This is a genomic window from Aerococcus sp. HMSC062A02, from assembly GCF_001809535.1.
Lineage (GTDB): Bacteria > Bacillota > Bacilli > Lactobacillales > Aerococcaceae > Aerococcus.
This window is the reverse complement of sequence record NZ_KV797945.1, coordinates 25764-51199: the sequence shown is the minus strand read 5'-3', so window position 1 is coordinate 51199 and position 25436 is coordinate 25764. Positions and strand designations below refer to the sequence as shown.

General features: G+C 49.4%; 20 protein-coding genes, 7 tRNA genes and 1 other annotated feature. Of the genes, 18 read left to right on the top strand and 9 right to left on the bottom strand.

Annotated features, from left to right (window positions below; all coding sequences use genetic code 11):
- The first annotated feature begins 128 nt into the window (after nucleotides 1-128).
- The 3 genes from HMPREF2626_RS08680 to rplL all read left to right on the top strand — a co-directional run bounded on the left by HMPREF2626_RS08680 (nucleotide 129) and on the right by rplL (nucleotide 1997).
- On the top strand, nucleotides 129-821 hold the full coding sequence (locus tag HMPREF2626_RS08680; protein ID WP_070620190.1) for a DUF554 domain-containing protein: 693 nt from the start codon (nucleotides 129-131) through the stop codon (nucleotides 819-821).
- A 67-nt stretch (nucleotides 822-888) separates the two neighbouring features.
- Nucleotides 889-1024 (top strand) — a sequence feature (ribosomal protein L10 leader region).
- A gap of 38 nt (nucleotides 1025-1062) precedes the next feature.
- Nucleotides 1063-1572: a 50S ribosomal protein L10 gene (gene rplJ, locus HMPREF2626_RS08675; protein ID WP_067974057.1), complete on the top strand. Its 510-nt coding sequence runs from the start codon at nucleotides 1063-1065 to the stop codon at nucleotides 1570-1572.
- A 53-nt stretch (nucleotides 1573-1625) separates the two neighbouring features.
- Nucleotides 1626-1997 (top strand): 50S ribosomal protein L7/L12, encoded by a 372-nt coding sequence (gene rplL, locus HMPREF2626_RS08670; protein WP_067974059.1) that lies wholly within the window; start codon nucleotides 1626-1628, stop codon nucleotides 1995-1997.
- 417 nt (nucleotides 1998-2414) lie between these two features.
- On the opposite strand, the gene trpA is transcribed toward rplL, so the two are convergent.
- From trpA to HMPREF2626_RS08635, 7 genes are all read right to left on the bottom strand, one after another.
- Nucleotides 2415-3203, bottom strand: a complete 789-nt coding sequence (trpA, locus tag HMPREF2626_RS08665; RefSeq protein WP_070620187.1) for a tryptophan synthase subunit alpha — start codon at nucleotides 3201-3203, stop codon at nucleotides 2415-2417.
- The gene (gene trpB / locus HMPREF2626_RS08660) at nucleotides 3193-4383 is read right to left on the bottom strand and encodes a tryptophan synthase subunit beta (RefSeq protein ID WP_070620184.1); all 1191 of its coding nucleotides are present in this window, start codon (nucleotides 4381-4383) and stop codon (nucleotides 3193-3195) included. Before trpB ends, trpA begins: the two co-directional genes overlap by 11 nt.
- A 30-nt stretch (nucleotides 4384-4413) precedes the next feature.
- Nucleotides 4414-5040 (bottom strand): phosphoribosylanthranilate isomerase, encoded by a 627-nt coding sequence (locus HMPREF2626_RS08655; protein ID WP_070620181.1) that lies wholly within the window; start codon nucleotides 5038-5040, stop codon nucleotides 4414-4416.
- A complete protein-coding gene (gene trpC / locus HMPREF2626_RS08650; RefSeq protein ID WP_070620178.1) occupies nucleotides 5033-5830 on the bottom strand; it encodes an indole-3-glycerol phosphate synthase TrpC in 798 nt (265 codons plus the stop codon). Before trpC ends, HMPREF2626_RS08655 begins: the two co-directional genes overlap by 8 nt.
- A 10-nt stretch (nucleotides 5831-5840) precedes the next feature.
- Nucleotides 5841-6869: an anthranilate phosphoribosyltransferase gene (gene trpD, locus HMPREF2626_RS08645; protein ID WP_070620175.1), complete on the bottom strand. Its 1029-nt coding sequence runs from the start codon at nucleotides 6867-6869 to the stop codon at nucleotides 5841-5843.
- A gap of 585 nt (nucleotides 6870-7454) precedes the next feature.
- Nucleotides 7455-7892, bottom strand: coding sequence for a universal stress protein (locus HMPREF2626_RS08640; RefSeq protein WP_070620172.1), 438 nt, complete (start codon nucleotides 7890-7892; stop codon nucleotides 7455-7457).
- Nucleotides 7885-9480 carry an Nramp family divalent metal transporter gene (locus tag HMPREF2626_RS08635; RefSeq protein WP_141744619.1) on the bottom strand — a complete coding sequence of 532 codons (1596 nt, stop codon included), beginning with the start codon at nucleotides 9478-9480 and terminating at the stop codon, nucleotides 7885-7887. The genes HMPREF2626_RS08640 and HMPREF2626_RS08635 overlap by 8 nt, the downstream gene beginning before the upstream one ends.
- Before the next feature lie 232 nt (nucleotides 9481-9712).
- Here HMPREF2626_RS08635 and adhP point away from each other — a divergent pair, with 232 nt between their 5' ends.
- The 4 genes from adhP (at nucleotide 9713) to HMPREF2626_RS08615 (ending at nucleotide 12956) form a co-directional block, all read left to right on the top strand.
- Entirely contained in the window at nucleotides 9713-10723 is a 1011-nt protein-coding gene (gene adhP, locus HMPREF2626_RS08630) for an alcohol dehydrogenase AdhP (RefSeq protein ID WP_070620166.1), read from the top strand.
- Nucleotides 10724-10942: 219 nt separating this feature from the next.
- A complete protein-coding gene (locus tag HMPREF2626_RS08625) occupies nucleotides 10943-11377 on the top strand; it encodes a hypothetical protein (protein WP_070620163.1) in 435 nt (144 codons plus the stop codon).
- A 193-nt stretch (nucleotides 11378-11570) separates the two neighbouring features.
- Entirely contained in the window at nucleotides 11571-12173 is a 603-nt protein-coding gene (locus tag HMPREF2626_RS08620) for a class I SAM-dependent methyltransferase (RefSeq protein WP_070620161.1), read from the top strand.
- 12 nt (nucleotides 12174-12185) lie between these two features.
- Nucleotides 12186-12956, top strand: a complete 771-nt coding sequence (locus tag HMPREF2626_RS08615) for a nitroreductase family protein (RefSeq protein ID WP_070620151.1) — start codon at nucleotides 12186-12188, stop codon at nucleotides 12954-12956.
- 88 nt (nucleotides 12957-13044) lie between these two features.
- Here HMPREF2626_RS08615 and mnmH read toward each other — a convergent pair whose 3' ends face one another.
- The gene (gene mnmH / locus HMPREF2626_RS08610; RefSeq protein ID WP_070620148.1) at nucleotides 13045-14097 is read right to left on the bottom strand and encodes a tRNA 2-selenouridine(34) synthase MnmH; all 1053 of its coding nucleotides are present in this window, start codon (nucleotides 14095-14097) and stop codon (nucleotides 13045-13047) included.
- A gap of 312 nt (nucleotides 14098-14409) precedes the next feature.
- Between mnmH and rpoB the strand changes: the two genes are divergently transcribed.
- Nucleotides 14410-17997 carry a DNA-directed RNA polymerase subunit beta gene (gene rpoB / locus HMPREF2626_RS08605; protein ID WP_070620145.1) on the top strand — a complete coding sequence of 1196 codons (3588 nt, stop codon included), beginning with the start codon at nucleotides 14410-14412 and terminating at the stop codon, nucleotides 17995-17997.
- Between the two features lie 476 nt (nucleotides 17998-18473).
- Nucleotides 18474-22142, top strand: coding sequence for a DNA-directed RNA polymerase subunit beta' (gene rpoC, locus HMPREF2626_RS08600; protein ID WP_070620142.1), 3669 nt, complete (start codon nucleotides 18474-18476; stop codon nucleotides 22140-22142).
- Nucleotides 22143-22211: 69 nt separating this feature from the next.
- Here the strand turns inward: rpoC and HMPREF2626_RS08595 are convergent, their stop codons facing one another.
- Nucleotides 22212-22892 carry a prepilin peptidase gene (locus HMPREF2626_RS08595; RefSeq protein ID WP_070620139.1) on the bottom strand — a complete coding sequence of 227 codons (681 nt, stop codon included), beginning with the start codon at nucleotides 22890-22892 and terminating at the stop codon, nucleotides 22212-22214.
- A 121-nt stretch (nucleotides 22893-23013) separates the two neighbouring features.
- On the opposite strand from HMPREF2626_RS08595, the gene HMPREF2626_RS08590 reads away from it, so the two are divergent.
- The 9 genes from HMPREF2626_RS08590 to HMPREF2626_RS08550 all read left to right on the top strand — a co-directional run bounded on the left by HMPREF2626_RS08590 (nucleotide 23014) and on the right by HMPREF2626_RS08550 (nucleotide 25220).
- The gene (locus tag HMPREF2626_RS08590) at nucleotides 23014-23667 is read left to right on the top strand and encodes an ABC transporter ATP-binding protein (protein WP_168162728.1); all 654 of its coding nucleotides are present in this window, start codon (nucleotides 23014-23016) and stop codon (nucleotides 23665-23667) included.
- The gene (gene fetB / locus HMPREF2626_RS08585; protein ID WP_070620134.1) at nucleotides 23664-24434 is read left to right on the top strand and encodes an ABC transporter permease; all 771 of its coding nucleotides are present in this window, start codon (nucleotides 23664-23666) and stop codon (nucleotides 24432-24434) included. Before HMPREF2626_RS08590 ends, fetB begins: the two co-directional genes overlap by 4 nt.
- 170 nt (nucleotides 24435-24604) lie before the next feature.
- Nucleotides 24605-24677, top strand: a tRNA-Val gene (locus HMPREF2626_RS08580).
- Between the two features lie 7 nt (nucleotides 24678-24684).
- Nucleotides 24685-24757: transfer RNA gene (locus HMPREF2626_RS08575), tRNA-Lys, on the top strand.
- A 25-nt stretch (nucleotides 24758-24782) separates the two neighbouring features.
- Nucleotides 24783-24855 (top strand) — tRNA-Thr (locus HMPREF2626_RS08570).
- Between the two features lie 10 nt (nucleotides 24856-24865).
- Nucleotides 24866-24937, top strand: a tRNA-Gly gene (locus HMPREF2626_RS08565).
- A gap of 32 nt (nucleotides 24938-24969) precedes the next feature.
- Nucleotides 24970-25055: transfer RNA gene (locus HMPREF2626_RS08560), tRNA-Leu, on the top strand.
- 14 nt (nucleotides 25056-25069) lie between these two features.
- Nucleotides 25070-25143: transfer RNA gene (locus HMPREF2626_RS08555), tRNA-Arg, on the top strand.
- Between the two features lie 3 nt (nucleotides 25144-25146).
- Nucleotides 25147-25220 (top strand) — tRNA-Pro (locus tag HMPREF2626_RS08550).
- Nucleotides 25221-25436: the final 216 nt, after the last annotated feature.

Genomic DNA, 25436 nt, shown 5'->3' with positions numbered 1-25436 from the left:
AGGTCCACTTCTACCCGCGCTCCCTCACACCCTGATTAAAGTTAAGAATATAATGAGAATAATGGCTTCGGGTTTACCTTCGTCTGGAAACAGCGTAAAATAGATCTATTGAATACTTGGAGGTTATTATGTATAAAGGTGTAATTGTTGAAGCCCTGGTGCTCGTCATTTTTGCCGTAGTTGGCCACTTTATTGGTGAGCGCCTGCCCGAGCGGGTGCGGAAGGCTTGCATGCAAATGATCGGGGTTGTCGTGCTCTATCTGGGCATTTCCGGGGCCAGTGATTCTAAGAATTTAATTGTTTTATTAATGAGTCTCTTATTAGGAACCATAATTGGTGAGTTTATTAATATTGAAGGTGCCTTAGACCGGGGAAGTAAGGCGATCCAAAACAAGGTAGCTAGTGGGGAAGAGGCTTCACTCTTTGCGGAAGGTTTCGTAACCGCCAGCCTGGTAATCTGCGTGGGCGCTATGACGGTTCTTGGGGCCCTCCAATCTGGTCTGAACGGCGACCACAGCTTGCTCTATACCAAGTCAGTAATTGTTGCGGTGAGTTCGCTTATCTTCGGCTCAACTTACGGGATTGGGGCTGCTTTTGCGGCGCTCTCCGTCTTGATCTACGAAGGTGGCCTGGTGACCCTAGCTGCTTGGATTGCCCCTTACCTGACACCAGATGTGGTGGCAGAGATGTCTGGGGCCGGCTCCATTATCCTGGTTGGCCTGGGTTTGAATATGCTGGAAATTACCGACATCCGGGTAACCAATCAGATCCCAGCAATTTTTATGCCCATCCTCCTGCTGCCTCTTTACAATCTCTTCTAGATTTAGTCAAAAAATCTCGAAATATCCCTTGCATTTTTAACTTAGACATGCTATCATGCAATAGTTGAAAATAATTCAATACTTACCGAAGACAGTTAGTGGCAAAAGCCTTAATTTCTAACCGAGGGAGATCGAGATTCACCGCATCAGGTGTTAGATAGTTCTCTGTGTCTTCAGTGACATGGAGTTTTTTTATTGCTTGGCAATAGAAACTCTGATTAATCTTATGGAGGTGAAATAATTGAGCGAACAAGCAATTGCTAAGAAACAAGAAGAAGTTAACGTATTGGTTGACCGCATTAAAAACGCAAAATCAATCATCGTTGTTGACTACTTAGGTTTAACTGTTCAAGAAGCAACTGAATTGCGTAGCCAATTACGTGCAGAAAATGTATCATTCAAAGTTATCAAAAATACGATGATGCGTCGTGCCTTAGACACTTTAGGTGTTGAATACCACGAAGAAGTCTTCCAAGGCCCTACTGCCGTAGCATTTGGTGAAGAAGATGCAGTTGCACCTGCACGTATCTTGAAGAACTTCTCTAAAGAAGCAGAAGCTTTAGAATTAAAAGGCGGCGTCATCGAAGGCAAAACCTTAACTAAAGAAGAAATCAGCAAGATTGCTTCCCTACCAGGTCGCGAAGGTTTACTTTCAATGCTCTTATCTGTATTGCAAGCACCTGTCCGCAACGTGGCATATGCAGTCAAAGCTGTACAAGACCAAAAAGCAGAAGAAGAAGGCGCAGCTTAATTATTTGGCTGCCTAGATCCAAACAAATCATCTAAAAAATGGAGGAATAAAAAATGGCTTTAAACATTGAACAAATCATTGCTGATTTAAAAGAATCATCAATCTTAGAATTAGCAGACTTAGTATCTGCTATTGAAGAAGAATTCGGCGTTTCTGCTGCTGCTCCTGTAGCTGCTGCCGGTGCTGGTGCTGACGCAGGCGCTGCTGAAGAAAAAACTGACTTCGACGTTGAATTAACAGACGCAGGCGCTGCTAAGATCAAAGTAATCAAAGCAGTTCGTGAAGCAACTGGTCTTGGCTTGAAAGAAGCTAAAGAATTAGTTGACGGCGCTCCAGCTGTTATTAAAGAAGGTCTTCCTAAAGAAGAAGCAGAAGCTCTTAAAGCAGCTATCGAAGAAGCTGGCGGTTCAGCAGAACTTAAATAATCTACTTCGGATCATGAAGGAGGCTGGGACAAAAGTTCCAGCCTCTTTTTTAATTACGAACATTTTTCAAAAACGGCCTCCAGTGATTCAGGCCTGATCAACTTTTGTCACACTCTCTTTCTTAAAGGATGCGAGCAAGATGTCTAATACACAAATAGAAGCTTCGAGTGTGTGTTGGCAAAGGGGAGCCCACACTTGAGCCCGCCGAGTGTGTGTTGGCAAAGGGGAGCCCACACTTGAGCCCGCCGAGTGTGTGTTGGCAAAAGTTAGCCCACAATTGAAGCCTCCAAGTGTGTATAGCTAGCACTTCATAAATCTTGTACGACAAGTCAAAAGCAAAAAACACTGCTCCTGCTGCTTAGGAACCTTCTAGAGGGTCAGCGGCAGCTTCTGGCAGTGTTTTTGTGTTATTTTGATTTAGCCTTGAATGGCTTGGACGATTTCTTTGGCATAGGCTTCGACGACTGGGGCGCTGTCTGTGCCGTGCTTGGCGATGAGTTTGACAATGGCAGAGCCGATGATGGCGCCGTCTGATGCCTGAGACATTTCCCGAGCCTGGTCAGGACTGGCAATGCCGAAGCCAACTGCCACCGGGATATTTGTAGCCTGGCGGATACTCTGAACAATGCTTGGGATATCGGTTTGGATGTTTTGGCGGACACCAGTTACTCCTAGGCTAGAGACGAGGTAGAGGAAGCCTTCTGCTTCGCCAGCGATGGTTTGGATCCGTTCCTTACTGGAAGGGGCAACCATGGAGATCAGGGTGATGCCGTGCTGATCACAGGCAGCCTGGAAAAGCCCTTTTTCTTCATAGGGGGCGTCGGGGATGATGACGCCATCGATGCCCGCGTCAGCTGCTTTTTCCATGAAGCGGTCGGTGCCGTAAGCGAAGATGGGGTTGGCATAGGTCATGAAGACCAAGGGGGTGTCATGCTTTTGGCGGATGCGGCGGACGAGGTCGAAAATTTGGTCGAGTTTGACTTCCTTAGACAGGGCGCGTTCGTCTGCGGCTTGGATGGTCTCGCCTTCAGCGACGGGGTCGGAGAAAGGGATCCCTAATTCTACGATTTTAGCGCCAGCAGCGATGAGGCTGTCAACTACGGCTTCGGTAGTGGCCAGATCAGGGTCGCCACAGGTGATGAAGGGGATGAAAGCCTTGGTTTCAAAGGCGGCTTGGATGCGTTGGGTACTTGGCTTAGTCGTCATAGATTTCTACTCCTTTATAGCGGGCGATGGCGGCCACGTCTTTGTCACCGCGGCCGGATAGGGTGATCATTACACTCTGGTCTTTGTTGAGTGTGGGGATAACTTTGAGGGCGTAGGCGATCGCATGAGCGCTCTCGATGGCAGGGATAATCCCTTCGAGCCGGGAGAGGTATTCGAAGGCAGCAACTGCTTCGTCATCAGTAGCAGGGACATAGTTCACCCGCCCGGTATCGTGGAAGTGGGCATGTTCAGGGCCAATGCCTGGGTAGTCGAGGCCGGCAGAAATGGAATAGACGGGGGCAATTTGCCCGTCTTCATCCTGGCAGAAGTAGGACTTCATGCCATGGAAGATACCTTCCTTGCCGGTGGCGATCGTCGCTGCAGTTCGTTCGGTGTGGATGCCTTTACCAGCTGCTTCAACGCCGTAGAGTTGGACCTCTTCGTCATTAAGAAATTCATAGAAGGAACCGATGGCATTGGACCCACCGCCGACACAGGCGAAGACCATGTCGGGTAACTTACCGGTTTGGTCGAGGAATTGTTGGCGGGCTTCCCGGCTGATCACGCGTTGGAACTCGCGGACGATGGTTGGGAAGGGGTGGGGGCCCATAGTCGACCCAATACAATAGTGGGAATTTTCGAAGTTGGCGCTCCAGTCCTTGAGCGCCTCGTTAACGGCATCCTTCAGGGTCTGGGTCCCGCTTTCAACGGCAATGACCTTACTGCCCAGAAGTTCCATCCGGTATACGTTGAGGGCCTGGCGCTCGGTATCTTCTTTACCCATATAGACCACGCATTCCATGTCAAGCAGGGCAGCGGCTGTTGCGGTGGCCACCCCGTGCTGGCCGGCCCCTGTTTCAGCGATTAAGCGGGTCTTCCCCATGGCTTTAGCGAGCAGGGCTTGACCGAGGGCGTTGTTGATCTTGTGGGCGCCGGTATGGTTGAGGTCTTCGCGTTTCAAGTAAACCTTGGCCCCGCCTAGGTCTTTAGTCAAGCGGTCGGCATAGTAGAGGAGGGAAGGGCGGCCGGCATATTCTTTGAGCAGGCGCTGGTAGTTGTCGAGGAAGTCCTGGTCGTGGATGAAGTGGTCGAAGGCTTCTTCAAGCTCTAGGCAGGCGTTCATGAGGGTTTCTGGGACAAAATAGCCCCCGTGTTTACCAAAATAACTCTCTTTTGTCATCGTATAATTCCTTTCATTCATGGCTGAGTCTTATGAGATAGAGCGGACAATCTGACAAATCGCTTTGGCCTTGTCGTAGTCCTTGTGACCGTCTGCACCTTCAATGCCTGAGGAGATATCGACGACCTCAGGCTGGGTCGTTCGGATGGCTTCTGCTAGATTGCTAGCATTGAGCCCACCCGCGAGGAAGAAGGCTTTGGCCCGGTGCTTGTCTGGGCGGGCACTGATCAGGTCCCAGTTAAAGGCCTGGCCGCTGCCGCCACGGACATGCTTGTTATAGGCATCATAGAGGTAGGCATCGCAAGCTAGGTCGACTTGGAAGGAATCCTTATTCTTAATGGCCAGAGCTTTGATAATGGGCGCCTGGCATAGCTGGCGCAGCTTGTCAATATAGGCCCGGTCTTCGTCGCCGTGGAGCTGGATAACTTGGACAATGCCGGCGTCGACATAAGCTTGGATGGTCTCTTGGTCTTCATTGACGAAGACGCCGACACAGGGAATATCTGGGTCCAGGGCTTGGCGGAGCTCTTGGGCGGTCGCTTGGTCAATCCGACGCTTGCTTTCGGCTAGGATGAAGCCAACATAGTCCGGCTTGAGCTCATTGCAGATGGCGACATCGTCTAAAGTTTTGAGGCCGCAGAATTTGAGTTTAGTCATGGAAATCACCTCGCAGTTGGGAGAGGACCTGGCCCTTGTTGTCAGCCCGCATCAAGGTTTCGCCAATAAGTAGGGCGTTCACCTTGCCGGCTTCTAGGTGGGCAACTTGGTCACGCTGGGAAACGCCGCTCTCAGCAACAAAAACAATATCTTCAGGGACGTGCTGGCGGAGGCGCTGGGTATTGTCCAGGTCTACGGTGAAGGTTTTTAAGTCGCGGTTATTGACCCCGATGATCCGTGCCCCGATGGCCTTGGCCCGCTCGATTTCTTCTAGGTCGTGGCATTCGACCAGGGCGTCTAGGTTTAAGTCATGGGCCATTTTTTGGAAGTGGGCCAGGTCCTCGTCATTCAGGATAGAGACGATTAGGAGGATGGCATTGGCGCCTAGTAATTTAGCCTCATAGATTTGGTAGGCCGTGAAGATAAAGTCCTTGCGTAAGAGGGGCAAGCTAGTGGCTTGGCGGACAGCTTGGAAATCTTGGTCGGATCCTTGGAAGAAGTCGGGTTCGGTTAAGATGGAGATGGCTGAGGCCCCAGCCGCTTGGTAGGTCTGGGCAATGTCAGCAGGCTGGTAGTCTGCCTGGATCAGGCCTTTTGAAGGGCTAGCCTTCTTGCATTCACAGATAAAGTGAAAGCGGGCCTTTTGGCTGAGGCTATTATAGAAGGGAAAGGGCGCTTCTTGGCTGAGGTCGATAGCTTGGCAGGCGGCTTCTAATTCAGCTAGGGGCTTTTGGGCCATTCGCTCCTGGTAGCGGATTTTGCGCTTTTGGACAATGTCATCGAGTATCATAGGAACCTCCTTAAACGGTTTGGCTGGCTTGGATAACTTCTTCTAATTTCTTAGCAGCAGCTCCAGATTGGATGAGCAGGCGGGCTTCTTCAATACCGTCCCCTAGGCTATAGCCGTCTTTAACGAGGGCGATGGCCAGTCCGGCATTGAGAAGGACGGTATCGGACTTGGCATCTTGGCGCGTGCCTTGGAGGATTTCGCGGGTAATTTGCGCATTCTCGGCGGGTTCGCCACCGACCAAGTCTTCTAGCCGACAATAGTCAAAACCGTAGTCCTTGGGGTCGAAGACGAAGTAGTTGATCTCGCCATCGCGCAGGGTGGCGACGTGACTGGTGGTGGTGAGGGTGATTTCATCCAAGCCGTCGTCACCGGAGAAGACCATGGCCCGTTTAAGGCCGAGTTTCTTCAGGACTTGGATCAAGGGTTCGATCAGAGCGGAGTCGTAGACGCCCAGCATTTGATAGTTGCAGTTGGCCGGATTAGCCAGTGGGCCGAGGATGTTGAAGACGGTGCGGATCCCCATTTGCCGGCGAGGACCTGCCACATAGCGCATGGCAGGGTGGTATTTCTGGCTAAAGAGGAAGGTCATGCCTGTCTTTTCTAGGACCTCCTCAGCTTCGTCAGCGGAAAGGTCCAGCTGGATGCCTAATTGTTCCATACAGTCGGCGCTCCCTGACTTACTGGAGGCGCTGCGATTGCCGTGCTTGGTCACAGAAATGCCTGCTGCGGCAATGACGAAGGATGAGGTGGTTGAGATATTGAAGGTATTGGCGCCGTCCCCCCCAGTGCCCACAATGTCTAGGGAATCTGTCGGGTGTTCGACTTGGGTTGCGAAAGCCCGCATGACATCAGCGAAGGCAGAAATTTCATCGATCGATTCGCCCTTGAGCCGGAGCGCGGTCAGTAAAGTTGCGATTTCCACATCACTTACCTCACCACCCATGATGGCTTTCATGATATCTTCGGATAATTGATAATCGAGGTTATTGCCGGCGACGACTTCTTTAATGGCTGTTTTCACTTTTGTTGCTGTTGTCATGGTTGTTTCCTCCTATTTTTAAAAAGTATAAATAAATTAAATCAGACTAAATAAAAAGACTCCTGTCCCTTACAAGGGACAAGAGTCTGAAGAATCAGTTTCCTGCGGTACCACCCAAATTGGTATTTGCCTACGCAAAAATACCCACTTTGCTCACGTACTAACATACGTGCTTGGAGCTAACGGTTCAAGCTTCCGTAACTTACTAATAGCCGAGGCGTTGTAAGTTCCTTTAATGAGTCCATTCCTTCTTTTAATGCCGCGTTCTCAATCAATAACGACTCCCTGTCCGTTAAAAAGAAGTACTACTCTCATAGAATTTTAATCTTTATTAGGATTTGTTAATATAATAACGGGTCATTTGACCAAAGTCAAGGGGAAAAGTGAAAAAATCACCCTTGATCGGAAAAGAAGAGAGTGTGACAAAAGTCGTTCAGGCCTGAACCACTGGAGCGAACTATGTCCAATCGTTTGCAAACGATTGGACATAGTTCGTGAAGTGGATGTCAGGGCTGACTTTTGGAACAGGTTTTTGAAAACGTTCGTCGGTTAAAAAGAGATGGACTAGGCTATTCCAGGCCCGGCCTAGCGGTAGACCAGGACAGGGATAGGGGCGTGCTTGACCAAATAAGTCGCATGGCTGCCAAAGTAATCGCTGAGTTGGGCATCGCCATGGCTGCCGATGATGAGCAGGTCGGCTTGGCTGGTTGGGAGGAGGTCTTTGATAATAACCTTAGCGGGGTCGCCGCCCTCAGCAACTAAGCACTGGATCTCTGGGAGGCCTGCTGCTTCTGCCTGGGCCCGGTAGCCAGCAACCTGGTCCAAAAAGGCTTGACGTTTGCCCTGGAGTTCCTTGGGGTCGAGGGCTTCATAAACATTGAGTTGACCGGCTTCGAAGACTGAAGCGATACTGAGGGGACAGCCTTTGTCCCGGGCCAGGTTGATAGCATAGTGGAAGGCTTTTTGGGCTTCCTTGGACCCGTCCACTGCGACGAGGATACGGTCAAAGGTCATCTTATTCATGGTTGGTCATCCTTTCATGACTAGCAGGCAATAAACTTTGGTGTTTGGCTTGGAGGCGTTTTTCTCCTTGGTGGATGCCGATGATAGTCCAGGCAAGCAAGGCGAGAACAAGGACAATGACGAGGTAAGCGACTTGGTGGGACCAGGAGATGGCTGTGGCGCTGGCTTGGTCACCTAAGAAGGCTTCGAATTGTTGGGGCAGGCCGATTAAGTTGAGATAGGTCAAGCTCACAACGGACAGCCAGCCTAGCCCGCTGATAATTAGGGAGTTTTTAAAGCGTCCCTTCATCTCCAGCTTATTGTTAGTCATCATGAGCAAGGGGACGATGGAGAAGGGGAGGGCGAAGGCTAAAAAGACTTGGGAATTATTCATGAGATTATTCAAGGCAGTGTGCTCTTCAACCGTGGACTGGCCCTGGGTCACCCAGACACAGATAATGACCGGAATCACAGAGAGCAAGCGGGTGGTTAAACGACGGGCCCAGATTGGCATCCGCATATGGATAAAGCCTTCCATGATAACTTGGCCAGTGAGAGTCCCAGTGATGGTTGAATTCTGTCCAGAGGCTAAGAGGGCCAGGGCAAAGAGGGTAGAGAGGAGGCCCGTCCGCGCAACAGCCGCCAGGGGTCCCGTTGCCATAACGTCCGGTTGGGAGAGGGCCTGGTAAAGGCCGAAGAAGGAGGGGTCAGTGACCGTGCCAGTCTTAAAGACTGCAACCCCCATGATGAGGAGTAAGGCATTAACAAAGAAAGCCAGGGTTAATTGGATATTGGAGTCCCAAGTAGTGAAACGGATCGCCGATTGGATGGCTTGGGGCTTTTGGTGGTCAATCTGCCGGGTTTGGGAGACAGCAGAGTGGAGGTAGAGGTTATGGGGCATCACGGTAGCCCCGATGATTCCAAGGGCGCCGGTTAAGGGCGTCTGGCCGCCAATTTCAGGTTCTCTGGCGAAACTTTTACCAGTTGGGATGAAGCCTTCCAAGAGCGCCGCCCAGTCAGGTTTAGAGAGGGCGACTTGGTAGACGAAGATAAATAAGATCACAAAGATTAAGCAGACGACCAAGGCTTCGATCTTACGGAAGCCGACCTTGCTGAGGAGTAAGAGCAGGAGGACGTCGAAGACTGTGATCAGGACAGCTAGGAACATGGGGATATGGAAGAGGAGGTAGAGGGCAATGGCTGCCCCGATGACTTCTGCCACATCGGTTGCCATAATCGCAAGTTCCGTGATGATCCAGAGAATGAAGCCTAAAGGGCGGGAGGTTCGGGCGCGGATGGCTTGGGCCAGGTCCATTTGGGTGACGATGCCGAGCTTGGCTGCCATGTACTGGAGGAGCATGGCGATCAGGCTGGACATGAGGATAACTGACATGAGCAAGTAGCCGAAGTTTTGCCCACCGGTAATGGAAGTGGACCAGTTGCCCGGATCCATATAACCCACAGCGACTAAGGCACCGGGGCCGGAATAGGCGAGTAGGGTGCGCCAGAAGCCCTTGCCTTGGGGGACGCTGATACTGCCGTTGATCTCTTCTAGGGAAGGGCCATTGGCATGCTCGAATAAATGATGGTTGGGACTTTCTTTTGACAAAGCGAACACCACTTTCTATACTAAATGATTTTGCATTCATATATATCATACGCTTATCTTTAAGCGATGCAAGAAGTTATTTTTAGGTATGCCGAATTAAATGCGAAAAAATTAGGGACTATGCAAATGTGGTCATCGGAATAAAGTTTCATTCATCAATTGAATAGAGAGTGTTCACTCATTCACAAGATTTGCTTATAATTGTCTTAAGCAATTAAAGGAGGAAGAAAGTATGAAAGCAATTGTTGCAACCGAAGACCATAAAGCTAAAGTTGTTGATAAAGAGCTCAGACCTCTAGAATATGGGGAAGCCCTGCTCGATATGGAGTGTTGCGGGGTTTGCCATACCGACTTACATGTGAAGAATGCTGATTTCGGCGATGTTTCGGGTGTCGTCCTAGGCCATGAAGGAATTGGCGTCGTGAAGGAAGTTGGCCCAGGAGTCACTTCCTTAAAGGTAGGCGACCGGGCGAGTGTGGCTTGGTTCTTCGAAGGCTGCGGGCACTGTGAATACTGCATCTCCGGTCGAGAAACCCTTTGCCGCCAGGTGAAGAATGCTGGCTATACGGCTGATGGGGGCATGGCCCAAGAATGTATCGTCACAGCTGACTATGCGGTTAAAGTACCAGAAGGCTTAGGTTCAGCGGAGGCCTCTTCGATTACCTGTGCTGGGGTGACAACCTATAAGGCCCTCAAAGAATCCCAAGTTCGTGCGGGGCAATGGCTGGTCCTCTTTGGTTTGGGCGGTCTCGGCAACCTAGCCCTCCAATACGCCAAGAATGTCTTCAATATGAAGGTCGCGGCGGTTGACATTAACCCAGGCCAATTAGATTTTGCCAAGCAATTTGGAGCTGATATCTGCTTGAACCCAGAGACAGATGACGTGGCTAAGATCGTCCAAGAAAAAACCGGTGGCGCTCACGGCGCAGTGGTGACAGCCGTTAACAAAGCAGCCTTCGACTCAGCTGTTAATGCGGTCCGGGCTGGGGGAACGGTTGTGGCAGTTGGTTTACCTGTCGACACCATGGACCTCTCCATTCCTCGTTTGGTCTTGGATGGTATCCGGGTCGTTGGTTCCCTAGTCGGTACTCGAGAAGACCTGGCTGAAGCCTTCCAATTCGGCGCAGAAGGCAAGGTTGTTCCCCAAGTTCACATGCGCCCTATGGAAGACATCAACGACATCTTCGACGAAATGGAAAAAGGCCAAATTCGCGGCCGGATGGTCATTGACCTGAAAGATTAAAAGGGGCGACCCTTTAAGAAAATTCCTTTGACTTCTTTAAGAGTGGCTGGAGCTTTGTTTCTAGCCACTTTTTGTGTAAAGAAACTTTCCGAACAATTATTGAAAGCGCTCCTAAAATCTTTTTTCATAAAATATGACTTTATACTCGATTTTTGATCGTTTTTCCTATATACTAATTGTAGTGAAAAAATTCACAAAAATTGAAAAGGTGGTATAGATATGAGAAAGGCAGAAGTATTTAAGTTTCATTTCCGTAACGGTGGCGAGTGGGAAGTTTCAGCTGAACACATCGGAGACTTATGGATCAAACGTGTTTCGAATAGTTTAGGCCGGATCAACGGTGGCGAAATCCTTGAAATTAATCCAGCAGAAAGTCTTAAAGTGGAAATTTTACCAGATGCTGATACTTTCCAATCCGATTCCATTGACCAAGGTGGCCTTGAAACTGGGATGTTTGAAACCATTACTCGTAACCGAGGAATTGAATGGGTAACCTTATCTTGGTCAGACGGTCAAGAGAGCGAAATTTATTTCCCCTTTGAACCTGTTGATGAAGACGGTTTGGAAAATAAATATATGTCTTCTAAAGTTGGAGAAAATGGCCACCTTTACATTGTGATTGACCAAGAGAGAAAAGTTTCAGACATCTATTAATAGAAAATAAAAGTTTGCGATCTGTTAGTCGTCTAAGCTTTTACAAAAGTTTTTACCATAAAGAGCCCGGCTTACTGGGCTCTTTTCTTATGGACAAGTTTTGCTGACGGAGAAGTCAGCCAGAACAGTTTTTTCTTGCTATTTAAACTTATAATTAGTAAGATAAAATTGAAAAAAGTGAAGGAGTTGGCTTATGGCACACCAATATTTTGACGACAATCGTGACTTGGCTCATGATCTCAAGACCTATGAGACGGAGCTTTTTGGGGAGAGCTTTCGTTTTACCACGGATAGTGGAGTCTTTTCGCGAGACCGCTTAGATTTTGGTTCACGCTTGCTATTAGAGACTACCGCTCATTTAGACTTTCCAGAGGGTCCCTTCCTCGACCTAGGTTGTGGCTATGGCCCAGTAGGAACGGTGCTCGGGCGTCTATACCCTGAACGCACCATTCGTATGGTGGATGTGAGTGAACGGGCCCTGGACTTAGCTCAGGAGAATACGGCCCTGAATGGGGTCTCCAATGTTGCCATCAGCCGGTCGTCAGCTTATGACCAGATTACAGACGAGCGCTTTGCGGCGATCTTCACGAATCCCCCTATCCGAGCCGGCAAGCAAGTGGTCCATCAGTTCCTAGAAGGGGCCTATGACCAGCTCTTGCCTGGCGGGCTCTTGCTGGTAGTGATCCAGAAGAAGCAAGGAGCTCTTAGCGCCCGGAAGAAGATGGAAGAAGTCTTTGGTCAAGTGGAAGAAATTGAACGCAAGAAAGGATATTGGATTCTTTCGAGTCAGAAGTAAGGAGTGACGGTAATGTGTGCAGCAAATGAATGGCTAGATAAGCAGTTGGACCACCGGACGATTCGCGAGTTCAAGGATCAAGCGGTGCCTGAAGAGATTGTTGACCAATTGGCGGAAGTGGCTATGCGGACAGCAACGAGTGAGGGGATGCAGATGGCTTCAATTATTCGGGTGAAGGATCCGGACAAGCGCCATGCCATCGCTGAAGTGGGCAAGCAAGAATATATTGCCCGGGCTCCTGAACTCTGGATCTTTCTCGTGGACACCTACCGCAACCAACAGATTGCGGAGCGGGAAGGCCGTGAGAACCTAGCTGCCCATCAGTTGGAACGTTTCCTCCAAGGCTATAGTGATGCGGTATTGATGGCCCAAAATGTGAATAATGCGGTGGAATCCTTGGGCATGGGAGCTGTTTTCCTCGGTAGCATCCAGAATAATATGGGACAAATGATTGATATTTTAGATCTGTCACCGCTAACCGCTCCAGTCCTAGGCCTGGCCTTCGGGGAACCTAACCAGAGCCCTCAATTGAAGCCTAGGATGCCTAAGACTCTGCGTTTCTTTGAGGATACTTACCACTTGCCTGAGGACGCGGAAAGCCTCTTGGAAGATTACGACCAAGAGATGACGACTTATTATGACCTGCGCGATGCCAATCGACGGGTCGACAGTTTCTTTAAACAAGTGGGCGACAAGATGGAAAATCGCCGGCCCCGGCGTGAAGCCTTGATCGATGACCTGCGCAAGCAAGGTTTTAACCTGATCCGCGACCGGGAAGAATAAGCTTCCGGTATCATGCGAATAAAAAACGTCCAGCTTATCTCATGGAGGCCGTGCCAAGAAGGGGCCTCCGTGAGGGCTGGACGTTTTTTTATTGGGGACGTGACTTAGGGAAGAAGTCCTGGGCGATGGTTCGGGCACATCGGTCGGTATCGCGATTGCAATAGTGCTTGGACATATTCTTGGCCTTGTAACGGTAACGGGGATCGTAGTAGGACTGACAGAGGGCTTCGATTAGCTGGTCGATCTTCCCTTGCTTGAAGGCCGCGATATAGGCGTCGACTCGTTGGTCAGACAAGCGTCCGCGTAGACGGTTGAGCCGGTCTAGGATCGCTTGAGGGGGGACTTGATCTTTGAGATAGTCAGCTTTTAAGATCTCAACCCGACGGGTCATGGGGGCTTCGATGAGGATTTTTTTGCCTGCTTTCATTCCTTCTTGGAGCTTTTTGGGCAGGACACAGTGTCCAATATGGGCCGATTCCCCCTCGATAAAGACGGGAAATTCACCGGGCGCTTCTTGGCAAGCTTGGGCGGCTTGTAGTTGTAGGAGAAGCTGGCTTTCGAAGGCCTTTTGACTGTGCGACCGGTTCTTTAGGTCGCCAAAGAGAGAGCCCTTGTGCTGGGCGCAAGCTTCCAGGTCGACTACAGGATAGCCCATCTGATGGAGGATGTTAAGGAGGGCTGTTTTCCCGGTTCCGGTGTAGCCGTAGAGGGTAATGGGCTGGACGAGATTGAGAATTTGATCGAGTTGGTCAATCACTGCATGGCGGTAAGATTTATAGCCACCGTCTAATTTATAAATATGAAGGCCAAGACTATAGCACAAGGCCGCTAAGGAAGAGCTCCGGAAGCCGCCGCGTGAACAATAGAGAATAGTTTTGGCGAAATCCTGGTGGCAGGACTGCAAAAAGGCAAAGTATTGGGGCAATTTTTGGCTCATGGCCTCAATACCGACTTGCTTGGCTTGGGGGATTTCGCCTGATTTATATAGGGTGCCGACCTGGGCCCGGGTTTCATTGTCGAGAACAGGCAAGGAGATAGCGCCAGGAATGTGATCCTTGTCATACTCAGCTTCTGAGCGAACGTCGATAAAGACTCGATCAGGGGTATTAAGGCTTTCTTGATAAGTAATGCTTTCGTACATGACCATCCCGCTTTCTATATATTGGGCTAGTGTAGGCCTGATTCGCAAACTTGTCAATCTTTTTTGGAAAAAGATTTGACCTGGGACGATAAATCTGCTATCATATGTATGATATAGTTATTGGAATCTGCAGGAGTCGAAATATTGTCCGATTTCCCGCATATTTGGTCTAAAACAAAAGATAAGGCAAAAAAAGTGTCGATTCTTTTGTTATTTTTTTGTCTAAAAAACGGGTAAACCGGGCCAATTTTTATGATTCTTAATAAAATCTTAAAACTTTTACTGGCTTATTTTATAGAGAGGTGGCAATACATGTCGGGACATGATGTCAAGTTTGGGAAGCACAGCGTTCGCCGGAGTTATTCGCGCATCAACGAAGTGCTCGAACTACCAGATTTAATTGAAATTCAAACAGATTCTTATAAATGGTTCTTAGAAGATGGGATTGTATCCATGTTCAAGGATATCTCACCGATAGAAGACCATGCAGGGAAGCTGGCCCTAGAATTCGTGGACTACAAATTCCAAGAGCCTAAGTATGATGTCTCAGAATCACGCGCTCAAGATGCCAACTATGCGGCGCCAATGTATGCAAAACTACGTCTGATCAACAAGGAATCAGGTGAAATCAAGGACCAAGAAGTCTTCTTTGGGGACTTCCCATTGATGACCGAAGCCGGAACCTTCATTGTTAACGGGTCTGAGCGGGTGATTGTTTCGCAGTTGGTTCGTTCACCAGGGGTTTACTTCAATGAGAAGGTAGACAAGAACGGCCGCCACTCTTTCGGGACAACGGTTATTCCTAACCGTGGGGCCTGGTTAGAAACGGAAACAGACGCTAAAGGCATTTCTTACGTACGGATTGACCGGACGCGGAAGATTCAACTATCTGTCCTCGTTCGCGCGTTAGGTTTCTCCCAAGATGATCAGATCCGTGAAATCTTCGGCTCTAGCAAGACCCTCGAAGATACCATTGAAAAAGACCTCCACAAGAATGAATCCGATACCCGGACAGAAGAGGCCTTAAAGGATATTTACGAACGCCTGCGTCCAGGTGAACCAAAGACGGCAGAATCCTCAAGAAACTTGCTGGTTTCACGCTTCTTTGACCCACACCGCTATGACTTGGCACCAGTTGGTCGCTACAAGATCAATAAGAAGCTGGACTTGAAACACCGCTTAGCTGGCCAAGTGCTTGCTGAAAATATCGTGGACCCTGAAACCGGGGAAATTCTACTCGCTAAGGATACAGAACTCAGCCGCGACCTGATGGAAGGCCTAGGCAAGGCCCTAGACCAAGGGGCGAATACGGTTGAGATCTATCCGAATGACCAAGCTGTTGTGCCAGAGCCTGTCCGCCTACAAGTGGTGAAGGTTTATGCGCCAAATGATCCAGACCGCGTGATCAATGTGATTGGCAATGCTAATCCAGCTGACGATGTGAAGGCCTTAACCGTTGCTGATATCATGGCTTCAATCAGCTACTTCTTGAACCTTTATGAAGGTTTGGGCAAGACCGATGATATCGACCACTTGGGTAACCGCCGGATCCGCTCAGTGGGTGAACTCTTACAGAACCAATTCCGGATTGGTCTTTCACGGATGGAGAGAGTGGTTCGGGAACGGATGTCTACCCAGGATGTCGATACGGTGACCCCACAACAATTAGTTAATATCCGTCCCGTGGTCGCTGCAATTAAGGAATTCTTCGGGTCCTCCCAGCTGTCACAGTTCATGGACCAAAACAACCCCCTATCTGAGTTGACCCACAAGCGTCGTCTCTCTGCTTTGGGGCCAGGTGGTTTGACTCGTGACCGGGCAGGCTATGAAGTTCGGGACGTGCACTATTCCCACTATGGTCGGATGTGTCCAATCGAAACGCCTGAAGGTCCGAATATCGGGCTGATCAACTCGCTGGCAACTTATGCCAAGATCAATGAGTACGGCTTTATCGAAACCCCTTACCGTCGGGTGAGCTGGGATACCCACAAAGTAACCGACAAGATCGATTACCTAACCGCCGATGAAGAAGATAATTACATTATTGCCCAAGGGAACTCGGAATTAAACGAAGATGGGTCCTTTGCCTCAGACAAGGTAATGGCTCGTTATGTGGAAGAGAATATCGAAGTAAGCCCTGAACAAGTGGACTACATGGACGTATCACCTAAGCAGGTAGTCGCTGTCGCAACCGCATGTATCCCCTTCTTGGAAAACGACGACTCCAACCGTGCCTTAATGGGGGCTAACATGCAGCGTCAAGCGGTGCCGCTTCTCCAACCAAATTCCCCACTTATCGGGACGGGTATGGAATACAAGGCGGCCCACGACTCAGGGACAGCTGTTATTGCTAAAGAGTCTGGGACAGTTGAATTTGTTGACGCCCGCGAAGTTCGTGTCCGTCGTGAAAATGGCGCCCTCGATAAGTACGGCTTAATCAAGTACCATCGGTCAAATGGGTCCACCTGCTACAACCAAAAACCACTGGTTCGGACTGGTGAAGAAGTTGAAGCTGGGGACATCCTAGCTGATGGGCCATCCATGCAGAATGGGGAATTGGCATTGGGCCAAAACCCACTAATCGCCTTCATGACTTGGGATGGTTACAACTACGAAGATGCGGTTATCCTTTCTGAACGTTTGGTTAAGGATGATGTGTATACTTCTATCCATATCGATGAATTAGAATCTGAAGCCCGCGATACCAAACTCGGACCAGAAGAAATCACGCGTGAAATCCCTAATGTTGGGGAAGATGCCCTGAAGAATCTTGATGACCGCGGCATTGTTTATGTCGGTGCAGAAGTTAAGGATGGAGATATCCTAGTAGGTAAGGTAACGCCTAAGGGAGTAACCGAACTTTCTCCAGAAGAGCACCTACTCCACGCCATCTTCGGTGAAAAAGCGCGTGAAGTACGTGACACCTCACTCCGTGTCCCTCACGGTGGTGGTGGTATCGTTAATGACGTGAAGATCTTCCTGCGTGAAAACGGGGATGAACTCAAACCAGGCGTCAGCATGCTCGTTCGTGTGTATATCGTCCAAAAACGTAAAATCCAAGTCGGCGATAAGATGGCTGGGCGTCACGGGAACAAAGGGGTTGTTTCCCTCGTTCTCCCAATGGAAGACATGCCATATATGCCAGATGGGACCCCTGTTGACATCATGCTGAACCCACTTGGGGTACCTTCACGGATGAATATCGGACAGGTATTGGAACTCCACCTCGGAATGGCTGCCCGCAACATGGGCATTAAGATCGCTACCCCAGTATTTGATGGGGCAGTGGACGAAGACATTTGGTCAGCAGTTGAAGAAGCCGGCATGGCCTCAGACGCTAAGACTGTCCTTTACGATGGGCGGACCGGTGAACCATTCGATAACCGGGTTTCTGTCGGTGTGATGTACTACCTGAAACTTTCCCACATGGTCGACGACAAACTCCACGCTCGGTCAATTGGGCCATACTCCTTAGTTACCCAACAACCACTGGGCGGTAAGGCACAATTCGGGGGACAACGTTTCGGTGAAATGGAAGTTTGGGCACTGGAAGCCTACGGGGCAGCCTACACCCTCCAAGAAATCTTGACCTACAAGTCAGATGACGTCACTGGCCGGGTACAAACCTACGAAGCCATCGTCAAGGGTGAACCTATCCCACGTCCAGGGGTTCCCGAATCCTTCCGCGTACTGGTCAAAGAATTACAGTCACTCGGCCTAGACATCCAAGTCCTCGACGCCGACGACAAAGAAATCGACCTACGCGACATGGACGAAGACACCAACAATTTCAACCATAAAGAAGACAAAAAAGAAAACACAGAAACAAACGAAGACAAGACTGACGACAAAGAAGATAAATCAGACAACAAAGAAATCACAGCCAAAGAAGCAGAGTAAAGAAGGGTGTGAGCAGAGGCGTTTAGAAGCTTAACACTGGAGCACGAACGAAAAAGAGCAAGCCATGCTTGCACGTTTCGATCGTGTGAAGTGGAGGAGCTTCTGCCTCTGCGAACCCGACTAAAGGGTGTGAGGGCTGGCGGTTAGCTTTCGTTCACTGGAGCAAGTCACCAGAGCAGTCTGCAAGACTGCGGCGGAGACTTGTGAAGTGACACGAAAGCTGCCAGACCGAACCCAACTAGGAAGGGTGAGAAGGCTAGCGGTAGAAATAGACCTCTGGAGCCAAAAGCCAGAGAAGGCCAAGAGGCCTTCGACGGATTTTGGTGAAGAGGAGCTATTTCTGCTAGCCTGAACCCAACTAGGAAGGGTATGAGCAGTTCCTACACCCAACTGTGATTCTCGTTTTTAATGACAAGGTAGGCTTGCTGGCGAGCAACCCAGCAGGCGAGAGGCAATTATAAAGGGAGGTTGGCCCCTTGGTCGATGTTAATAAATTTGAAAGTATGAAGATCGGTTTAGCATCCCCTGATAAAATTCGTTCCTGGTCTTACGGTGAAGTGAAGAAACCAGAAACAATCAACTATCGGACGCTAAAACCTGAAAAAGACGGTCTTTTCTGTGAACGTATCTTTGGTCCCTCCAAGGACTGGGAATGTTCATGTGGGAAGTACAAACGGATCCGCTATGCGGGTGTCGTTTGTGACCGTTGTGGGGTAGAAGTTACCCGTTCTAAAGTTCGTCGGGAACGGATGGGCCATATTGAATTGGCAACACCCGTTACTCACATTTGGTATTTCAAAGGCATCCCTAGCCGGATGGGTCTCTTATTAGACATGAGCCCACGTGCTCTCGAAGAAGTGATTTACTTTGCTTCTTATGTGGTGACAGATGCCGGGGATACTCCTCTTGAATACAAGCAACTCTTATCAGAGAAAGAATTCCGTGAATACAAGATGGAATACGGCAACCGTTTCCAAGCTGGCATGGGAGCAGAGTCTATTAAGACCCTCTTAGGTCAAGTTAACTTGGAGAAGGAATGCGCGGAATTGAAGGAAGTCCTAACCAGTGCACGCGGTCAAAAACGAACCCGGGCAATCCGTCGTTTGGATATCCTAGAAGCCTTCCGTAAGTCCGGTAATAATCCAGAGTGGATGGTTATGGATGTTATTCCAGTTATTCCACCAGAACTCCGCCCAATGGTTCAACTCGATGGGGGTCGTTTTGCGACATCTGACTTGAACGATCTTTACCGTCGGGTGATCAACCGGAATAATCGTTTGAAACGCTTGTTAGACTTAAATGCGCCAAACATCATTGTTCAAAATGAAAAGCGGATGCTCCAAGAAGCTGTGGATGCCTTGGTTGATAATGGCCGCCGTGGCCGCCCTGTTACTGGGGCTGGGAACCGTCCATTGAAGTCCCTATCTCATATGTTAAAAGGGAAGCAAGGCCGCTTCCGTCAAAACTTGCTCGGTAAGCGTGTCGACTATTCTGGCCGTTCTGTTATCGCCATCGGTCCATCGCTCAAGATGTACCAATGTGGCCTGCCTAAGGAAATGGCCTTGGAACTCTTCAAGCCTTTCTTAATGCGTGAATTAGTGGGCCGTGAAATTGCCGCCAACGTGAAGCATGCCAAGCGGATGATTGAGCACCAAGACGATAAGGTTTGGGATGTTCTTGAAGAAATTATCAAGGAACACCCTGTTCTCCTTAACCGGGCACCTACCCTTCACCGTTTGGGGATCCAGGCCTTTGAACCTGTTCTCGTTGAAGGGAAAGCCATCCGTCTCCACCCGCTAGCTTGTGAAGCTTATAATGCCGACTTTGATGGGGACCAAATGGCGGTCCACCTACCACTCGGCGAAGAAGCCCAAGCGGAAGCACGGATCTTGATGTTAGCTGCTACCCACATCTTGAACCCTAAAGATGGCCAGCCAGTGGTTACCCCATCTCAGGATATGGTTCTAGGGAACTATTACCTGACTATGGAAAGTGCTGGGGCTATCGGTGAAGGGATAGCTGTTTCTTCAGTTGATGAAGCGATGACAGCTTATAAGAGCGGCAATGTGGAATTGCACACCCGGGTGGTCATTGATACCGATTCCTTACCAGGCAAGAACTGGACGGAAGACCAAAAGGGTAAGCTTATCCGGACAACGATCGGGAAACTTTTCTTCAACCAAATTATTCCAGATGGCTTCAACTACTTGAACGAACCAACCCAAGAAAACTTGAATGACAGCTTGCCAGACAAGTACTTCTTGGAAGCTGGTGCGGATGTTGAGGAAGAAATCAAACGTGCAGAATTAGTCCCTCCATTCAAGAAGGGTTACTTAGAAAGCATCATCGCTCGCGTTTTCAAGCAATTCAAGGTAACGGAAACCCAAATGATGCTTGACCGCTTGAAGGATCTCGGTTTCGAATTCTCAACCAAGTCAGGGATCACGGTAGGTATCTCAGACATTACCGTCTTGGATACGAAGAATGAACTGGTAGATGAAGGCCACAAACGTGTGGATAACATCACCAAGCAATACCGTCGCGGTTTAATTACTGATGATGAACGCTATGAACAAGTCATTAGCACTTGGAACAAGGTCAAAGATGAAATTGAAAACCGCCTGAAGAACTCTCTATCGGCAGAAAACCCATTCTTCATCATGATGGACTCTGGGGCCCGGGGTAACATCTCCAACTTTACTCAGTTGGCCGGGATGCGGGGTCTGATGGCTGGTCCTAACGGTAAGATTATCGAATTGCCTGTAACCTCCAACTTCCGGGAAGGTTTATCGGTTCAAGAGATGTTTATCTCCACGCACGGTGCTCGTAAAGGGATGACCGATACAGCGCTGAAGACAGCCGACTCTGGTTACTTGACCCGTCGTCTGGTTGACGTGGCCCAAGATGTGATCATCAAGGAAAGCAATTGCCACACTGACCGTGGTTTGCGGGTTTCAGCTATCCGTGAAGGTAATGAAATGATTGAAAGCTTGGAAGAACGTCTGACAGGCCGCTACCTTCAAAAAGAAGTTCGCCATCCTGAAACAGGCGAAGTCCTTGCCCACCATGACCAATTGATTTCAGAAGAAGTAGCTAAGAAGATTGTAGAAGCTGGCGTTGAAGAAGTGACCATCCGCTCCGTCTTTACCTGCAACACTCCATACGGTGTCTGCAAGCACTGCTACGGCTCTGATTTGGCAACGAATGGTGAAGTTGAAGTCGGTGAAGCGGTCGGAACCATCGCTGCCCAATCTATCGGGGAGCCTGGTACCCAGTTGACCATGCGGACCTTCCACACGGGCGGGGTTGCCGGTGACGATATCACCCAAGGTCTCCCTCGTGTACAAGAAATTGTGGAAGCACGCCATCCGAAAGGGCGCGCTGTGATTACAGAAGTCACAGGTGTGGTTACCGACATTAACCAAAACGAAGCAACCCGTGAAAAGACCGTTAACGTCAAAGGGCTTACGGATGAACGAGAATATGTTGTTCCTTATACAGCCCGTATGCTCGTTGAAGTAGGCGACACCATCAAACGTGGGGACCGCTTGACTGAAGGGTCAATCGATCCGAAAGAGCTGCTCCACATCACGGACGCACTCACTGTTCAAACTTACATGTTAAGTGAAATTCAGCGAGTTTACCGGATGCAAGGGGTAGACATCAACGACAAGCACGTGGAAGTGATGCTCCGTCAAATGCTCCGTAAAGTACGTGTCCTCGATCCAGGGGCAACTGACCTCTTACCAGGTAAGTTGATGGATCTCGAAGACTTCAGCAAGGAAAATGCGGAAGCTATTAAGACGGGATCTATTCCAGCGACTGCCCAACCTGTCCTTCTTGGGATTACCAAGGCGGCTCTGGAAACCAACAGCTTCTTATCAGCTGCTTCCTTCCAGGAAACCACCAAGGTCCTTACCGATGCGTCGATTCGCGGCAAGCGGGATAACCTGCTCGGCCTGAAAGAGAATGTTATTATCGGTAAGATCATCCCAGCAGGTACAGGGATGGCCCGCTACCGTTACATGGAACCTAAGAAATTAGGTGAAGTGCCAACAACGGAAGAATATGTGACCAATGAAGATGGGGAACAAGTGATTGTTGAGCACCCTGTTGAACCTGAAAACTATGTGGGACACCCATAGAACATTTCGTTTAAAAAATTGAAAATTAATCAAATTTTAGAGGCTGGAACTTTTCTTCCAGCCTTTTTTCTATGGGAAAAGTAAAAGAATAATCACAGCCAGGCTAATGAAGGGAACGAAGGGGAGGGGATGGTGTTTGGCTTGGCGGCTGAGGAAGAAATAGGCCAGGGCTAGGCCTGAGCTGAGAAAGATGATTTCCAGACTGGCGGCTAGGCCATATGCTAGGCAGAGGCTGGTGAAGAGCTTGATATCCGCTCCGCCAAGGCCTTCTTTGATGACTTGGTTGAGGGCGTAGAGGGCCAGGCAAAGGGCCAGGGCCTGGAGCCAGCGCTCTAATTGCCAGGTCTCTTCGCGTGCTAGGCAGGCGAAGAAGAGAAGGACCTGGAAGCGGTCAGGGACGACCAGGGCAGTGAGGTCTGTGGCTGTCATAAGGGTTAAGATAGCGAGAATGACCAGGTCGCTGTAAGCCTCTTGAGAGATCAGGTAGAAGGCTGTACAAGCGAATAGGGCCTCAATTAGAGGGTAGTAGAGGGGGACAGGGGTTTGGCAAACTTGGCACCTGCCCCGGCAGAGCAGATAGCCTAGGATGGGGCAGAGGGCCCAATAAGGGAGTCTGACCTGGCAATGGTCGCACTGGGACCGTCCCCAAATAATGGCACCGGAGTGGATGGTGCGGTAGGCCCAGAGCATGAGAAAGGATGCTAGGCAGGCTAGAGCAAAGAATAAATAGATTTGACTGAGCATTAACATGATGTATAACCTCCTTACTCATATATAAACGAAAAAAGGCAAAATTCACGTCGGATTTATTATTTTTATTTGGCCGAATCTTTCGTTATAATGGAGAAAATACCCAGAAAGGTTGATGGCTATGCTAACATTGACGGATATCTCTTATGCTAGGGATGGCCGGCAGATCCTAGACAAGATTAATCTCCAAGTCCAAGCGGGAGAGTCTCTGTCTATTAACGGCCCCTCAGGCAGTGGCAAATCGACCATCCTGAAGATTATCGCCCAATTGCTTAGACAAGATAGCGGCCAAGTCACTTACCAGGGTAAAGCAGCCCAAAGCTATGACTACCAAAGCTACCGCCAAGACGTTTCTTATTGTGTCCAAAATCCCGTTCTCTTTGGTAAAAACGTCCAGGATAACTTTGATTTCGTCGCCGAGGCCCATCATCAGAAGGCCCTGGACCAGGACCGTTTAGCGATGCTTAAAGCGGCTCTGGGCTTAGCTGACCTGACCGATGACCAAGGGGTGGAGACCCTGTCAGGGGGCGAGCGTCAGCGTCTGGCCTTGATCCGCCACCTGGTTTTCCCGCCCAAGATCCTCTTATTGGATGAGGTTGTCTCTTCTTTGGATGAAGCTTCTGCCCAGGCGGTCTGGCAGCTTATTTTGGCTGAGGCAGATCGCTGGGGCATGGCCCTGGTCTGGATTTCCCACCGGCCAGAAGACCAAGACATGGCCGACCGGTCTCTTTACTTAGTGGATGGTCACTTGCAGGAAGGAGGAAGTAAGTCATGACCCATGAACTCGTCATTAGTCCCACTTCTCTAGGCCTATCCTTCGTTCTCGTCTTGGTAGCGCTGGCGATTTCTTATAAGGAGAAGCTGGGCCTCAATAAAGATATGTTGGTTGCAGTTGTGCGTATGATTGTCCAATTAGTTGTGGTTGGTTACATCCTGACCTATGTCTTCCAGATCGATAGCTTCTGGGTGACCCTGGTCGCAATGGGGATCATGATCTTTAATTCAGCCTGGAACGCCAAGAAGCGTGCCCAGGGTCTAAGCAATGCCTTTAAGATTTCCCTAATTGCGATCTTTTCGGGGATTGGACTATCGGTGCTAATTTTGGTCTTATCTGGCACCCTGCAATTTGTGCCCCAGCAGATGATTCCAATTACCGGCATGCTGGCTGGTAACGGCATGAAGATTGTTGGGCTATGCTTTAACAATATGCACACTCTCTTCGATGCCCGGCGTCAGGAAGTCTTTGAGAAGCTGGCTCTCGGCGCCTCGACCAAGCAGGCCTCCTGGTCGATCATCCATGATACCATCAAAGGGGCCCTCCAACCGACCATCGATGGGATGCGGACCCTGGGCCTGGTGACCTTACCTGGCATGATGACCGGGATGATGATGGCTGGCTCCATGCCTCTCCAGGCAATTATGTATCAGATTATGGTTTACTTCATGATCTTGTCCTGCGGGGCAGTGGCTAGTATCCTCTGTACCTATTTGGCCTATCCCCACTACTTCACTGAATTCGGGCAATTGAAGGAAAAATTTTAGAAAAATCAAAAAAGCTCTTGCCTAAAACCAAAGAACTGTGCTATACTTATCAAGTCGTCACGAGAGAACAGTTCTTTGGGATGAGAGCTTAAAAATGTCAAAAAAACTATTGACTAAAGTCAAATCTCGTGATATTATATAATAGTTGTTAGAAAACAACTTACCGACATGGAGGATTAGCTCAGCTGGGAGAGCGTCTGCCTTACAAGCAGGATGTCGGGGGTTCGAACCCCTCATCCTCCATAACTTTGATTCGTTAGCTCAGTCGGTAGAGCATCTGACTTTTAATCAGAGGGTCGGGAGTTCGAGCCTCCCACGGATCATCACAAATTCGAATATGAATTTGATGCCGGCTTAGCTCAGTTGGTAGAGCATCTGATTTGTAATCAGAGGGTCGAGGGTTCAAGTCCTTTAGCCGGCATGTATATCACGCGGAATTAGTTCAGTGGTAGAACATCACCTTGCCAAGGTGGGGGTCGCGAGTTCGAATCTCGTATTCCGCTTATTTGTTTTTTATGGATCTGCTTGTTAATAGGCCGGGGTGGCGGAACTGGCAGACGCACAGGACTTAAAATCCTGCGGTGGTTACACACCGTACCGGTTCGATTCCGGTCCTCGGCATTATATTTTAATACGCACCCATGGCTCAACTGGATAGAGTACCTGACTACGAATCAGGCGGTTGCAGGTTCGAATCCTGCTGGGTGCATACCGGGAAATAGCTCAGCTTGGTAGAGCACTTGGTTTGGGACCAAGGGGTCGCAGGTTCGAATCCTGTTTTCCCGACTCGATTAAGACCTTACCTTCTGTAAGGTCTTTTTTGTATGTGGAATGGGATAAAAATGAGAGTGTGACAAAAGTCGTTCAGCCCTGAGCCAGCTAACGCATACTATATCTGTAACTCGCTGCGCTTCGAACAGCTATAGCAACTGTCCGCAAAGGCTGGTAGAGCCTTGTGAGTGGCTCTACCAGCCTTTGTGAAGTGGAGTCAGAGCTGACTTT

Bases quoted from the DNA above. Each gene is read 5' to 3' on its own strand.
- HMPREF2626_RS08680 (WP_070620190.1), top strand. From the start codon at position 129: ATGTATAAAGGTGTAATTGTTGAAGCCCTGGTGCTCGTCATTTTTGCC.
- rplL (WP_067974059.1), top strand. From the start codon at position 1,626: ATGGCTTTAAACATTGAACAAATCATTGCTGATTTAAAAGAATCATCA.
- trpA (WP_070620187.1), bottom strand. From the start codon at position 3,203: ATGACGACTAAGCCAAGTACCCAACGCATCCAAGCCGCCTTTGAAACC.
- trpB (WP_070620184.1), bottom strand. From the start codon at position 4,383: ATGACAAAAGAGAGTTATTTTGGTAAACACGGGGGCTATTTTGTCCCA.
- HMPREF2626_RS08655 (WP_070620181.1), bottom strand. From the start codon at position 5,040: ATGACTAAACTCAAATTCTGCGGCCTCAAAACTTTAGACGATGTCGCC.
- trpC (WP_070620178.1), bottom strand. From the start codon at position 5,830: ATGATACTCGATGACATTGTCCAAAAGCGCAAAATCCGCTACCAGGAG.
- trpD (WP_070620175.1), bottom strand. From the start codon at position 6,869: ATGACAACAGCAACAAAAGTGAAAACAGCCATTAAAGAAGTCGTCGCC.
- HMPREF2626_RS08640 (WP_070620172.1), bottom strand. From the start codon at position 7,892: ATGAATAAGATGACCTTTGACCGTATCCTCGTCGCAGTGGACGGGTCC.
- adhP (WP_070620166.1), top strand. From the start codon at position 9,713: ATGAAAGCAATTGTTGCAACCGAAGACCATAAAGCTAAAGTTGTTGAT.
- HMPREF2626_RS08625 (WP_070620163.1), top strand. From the start codon at position 10,943: ATGAGAAAGGCAGAAGTATTTAAGTTTCATTTCCGTAACGGTGGCGAG.
- HMPREF2626_RS08620 (WP_070620161.1), top strand. From the start codon at position 11,571: ATGGCACACCAATATTTTGACGACAATCGTGACTTGGCTCATGATCTC.
- HMPREF2626_RS08615 (WP_070620151.1), top strand. From the start codon at position 12,186: ATGTGTGCAGCAAATGAATGGCTAGATAAGCAGTTGGACCACCGGACG.
- mnmH (WP_070620148.1), bottom strand. From the start codon at position 14,097: ATGTACGAAAGCATTACTTATCAAGAAAGCCTTAATACCCCTGATCGA.
- rpoB (WP_070620145.1), top strand. From the start codon at position 14,410: ATGTCGGGACATGATGTCAAGTTTGGGAAGCACAGCGTTCGCCGGAGT.
- HMPREF2626_RS08595 (WP_070620139.1), bottom strand. From the start codon at position 22,892: ATGTTAATGCTCAGTCAAATCTATTTATTCTTTGCTCTAGCCTGCCTA.
- HMPREF2626_RS08590 (WP_168162728.1), top strand. From the start codon at position 23,014: ATGCTAACATTGACGGATATCTCTTATGCTAGGGATGGCCGGCAGATC.
- fetB (WP_070620134.1), top strand. From the start codon at position 23,664: ATGACCCATGAACTCGTCATTAGTCCCACTTCTCTAGGCCTATCCTTC.